The sequence below is a fragment of the Xanthomonas sp. SHU 199 genome, from assembly GCF_000364665.1.
Lineage (GTDB): Bacteria > Pseudomonadota > Gammaproteobacteria > Xanthomonadales > Xanthomonadaceae > Xanthomonas_A > Xanthomonas_A sontii.
This window is the reverse complement of record NZ_AQOI01000504.1, coordinates 1-2,330: the sequence shown is the minus strand read 5'-3', so window position 1 is coordinate 2,330 and position 2,330 is coordinate 1. Positions and strand designations below refer to the sequence as shown.

Below are 2,330 nucleotides of genomic sequence, written 5' to 3'. Positions count from 1 at the left end.
CGCCACTGGCTGATCGGCGGCGCCAGCAGCAGCAGGCCGAGCGCCAATGCGGCGAGCGCGGCCCAACACGACGGCAACTGGCGGAGACGGACCATCGGCGCATTCTAGAGGGTGCGACGGCCATTGAAACGCGTGCGATGCCGTGTGCGGCGAAGTGACGCATGCACGTCGTGGCGGTGCCGGACCGGCAGCGTCCTCGGTCGGTAGACCGAAGCCCCGGCGGCCGCTACCGTCCCCGGAGCACGGCCGCATCGCCATCGTCCTGCCGCCGCCCAGGCGCCCGGCAAGGTGGTCCGTCCGTTGCCTGGCCGGACCATGCGCTCTCTGCAGATCGAGGACGCGCAGGCGTTTCCGACGCGGCGGCGACCATCGCGGGCGCCGCGCACCGCCATGCCCGGCGCTTGCATGGCGCCCCGATTGCGGCACCATCGGCCGCGGCCGCGTGGAGGATTCCGGCACGGCCGCCCTTGTTCCGTCCCACTCAGCGAGCCGCCCCATGCCCACCATCACGATCTACCACAACCCCGCCTGCGGCACTTCGCGCAATGTGCTCGGGCTGATCCGCAACAGCGGCGTCGAGCCGACCGTGATCGAATACCTGAAGACCCCGCCCGACCGCGCCACCCTGCAGACGCTGGCCGCCGCCAGCGGGCTGCCGCTGCGGGAGCTGATCCGGCAGAAGGGCACGCCCTACGCCGAGCTGGGGCTGGACGACCCGACGCTGGACGATGACGCGCTGCTGGAGGCCATGCTGCAGCACCCGATCCTGCTCAACCGGCCGATCGTGGTCAGCCCGCTGGGCACGCGCCTGTGCCGGCCGTCGGAGACGGTGCTGGAGATCCTGCCGACGCCGCAGCGCGGCGCCTTCGCCAAGGAGGACGGGACGCCGCTGGTCGATGCGCAGGGCCGCTGGGTGGGCTGACCAGGCGACACCGCCGGCGCGGCCGATTCGCTAAGCGCAGGTGCAGCGCACGCGAGCACCATGTGAACGCCGCGTCGGCAAAAACCGTGACAGGTACCATAGACTGCGTGCCTTTCCGCCCGAGTCGCGCCGCATGTCTCCCGTCGAACCCGCCGCCGACCCGGTCTATTGCGCGGCCAAGCCCCGCAACGAAGCGCTGCGGTTGGACGCCTTGCACAGCTACGCGATCCTGGACACCCCGCGCGAGCCGGCGTTCGACGACATCACCCGGCTGGCCGGGCTGATCTGCCAGGCGCCGATCGCGGTGGTCAACCTGATCGACAGCGAGCGCCAGTGGTTCAAGAGCGAGATCGGGCTGGGCACGCGCGAAACGCCGCTGGCCACCTCGCTGTGCGCGCACGCCCTGCTCGAGGACGACCTGCTGCTGGTGCCGGATACCCGCGAGGACCCGCGCTTCGCCTGTAATCCGCTGGTCACCGGCGAGATGCGCCTGCACTTCTATGCCGGCGCGCTGCTGAAGACATCCGACGGTCTGGCCCTGGGCACCGTCTGCGTGCTGGACCGGCGCCCGCGCCAGCTCAGCTACGAGCAGATCGAAGCGCTGCGCGCGCTGGCGCGGCAGGCGATGGGCCAACTGGAACTGCGCAAGGCGCTGCATCTGGCGCAGGAATCCAACCATTACCGCAGTCGCCTGATGGCCATCGCCGGCCACGACCTGAAGACCCCGCTGCGCACCGCGTCGTACGCGCTGAGCAAGCTGCAGCGCCAGCAGGACGCGGCGCAGGATGGTTCGCTGGAGACCGCACGTACCGCCTTGAACCAGGTGGCCAGCGGGCTCGACCAGCTCGCCACCAACGCCGCCGCCGGCGAGCTGCGCCTGCCGGCACTGCAGACCCTGGCCCTGACCGACGTGCTGGCACCGATCCTGGCCACCTGGCAGCCGCAGGCCGCGGCCAAGGGCGTGCAGCTGCGCAGCGTGCCGACGTCCTTGCGCGTGCGCAGCAGCGCGGCCTTGCTGTCCACGTTGCTCGGCAACCTGCTCGGTAACGCGGTCAAGTACACCGCGCAGGGCAAGGTGCTGATCGGCTGCCGGCGCCGCGGCGACCAGGTGGCTGTGGAGATCATCGACCGCGGCATCGGCATGGACGAAGAGGGCCTGCGCACCTTGTTCCAGGCCTTCCGCCAGGCCGACCCGCGCAGCGACGGCCTCGGCCTGGGCCTGTGGATCGTGCGCCGCGCCGCCGAGACCCTGGGTTGCACGGTGGAAGTGCGCAGCCAGCCGGGCCACGGCAGCCACTTCACCGTGCTGCTGCCGGCGGCGAGCACGGACGCCTGACGCCCGAGCCACGCTGGCGCAGGTGTACTTGCGCTGGCGCCCGTACCCTCATCCGCCCCTTCGGGGCACCTT

At 71.4% G+C, this 2,330-nt stretch carries 2 protein-coding genes; both read left to right on the top strand.

The genetic code is table 11. The annotated features are described in order from the left end of the window. Positions 1 to 496: 496 nt before the first annotated feature. A complete protein-coding gene (arsC, locus tag D183_RS0115600; RefSeq protein WP_017909830.1) occupies positions 497 to 922 on the top strand; it encodes an arsenate reductase (glutaredoxin) in 426 nt (141 codons plus the stop codon). 133 nt (positions 923 to 1,055) lie between these two features. After that, positions 1,056 to 2,258, top strand: coding sequence for a GAF domain-containing sensor histidine kinase (locus D183_RS0115595; RefSeq protein WP_017909829.1), 1,203 nt, complete (start codon positions 1,056 to 1,058; stop codon positions 2,256 to 2,258). The last annotated feature ends 72 nt before the right edge of the window (positions 2,259 to 2,330 follow it).